The organism is Paludifilum halophilum (assembly GCF_002245355.1).
GTDB classification, from domain to species: domain Bacteria; phylum Bacillota; class Bacilli; order Thermoactinomycetales; family DSM-45169; genus Paludifilum; species Paludifilum halophilum.
In genome coordinates this window covers 1-393 of record NZ_NOWF01000175.1, presented here as the reverse complement: position 1 = coordinate 393, position 393 = coordinate 1, and the positions used below count along the sequence as shown (strand labels likewise).

Genomic DNA, 393 nt, shown 5'->3' with positions numbered 1-393 from the left:
GTATACTCTGGTTGGAAGGTTCGTGGGTATGGACTTTTTTTCCGATATAGTACTTCATGTGGTAGAATACCTTCCATCGCTTTTCGTAAAATTCCTTTTTCATGACCATTTATCATTTTAATATCACAAGGTATGTTCCAAACATATTCCACAAGACGATGATCCGCATAAGGAACTCGAACTTCCAGACTAGCTCCCATACTCATTCTATCTTTACGGTCTAATAGCTGTGACATAAACCATTGCATATTTAAATAAAATAACTCTCTACGTCTCGCATCTACATTATTTTCCCCATCCAACCGGGGTGTTTCATCTATCGTGTTTTGATATTGTTCCTGCACATAACTTTCTAAATCTAATTTTTTCTTCCAATCACCATGCAATAAATCG

General features: G+C 36.4%; 1 protein-coding gene. It reads right to left on the bottom strand.

What is annotated here, in order from left to right:
• Positions 1 to 393 (bottom strand): asparagine synthase-related protein (locus tag CHM34_RS18745; RefSeq protein ID WP_169713845.1); only part of this gene is annotated, 393 nt, incomplete at both ends.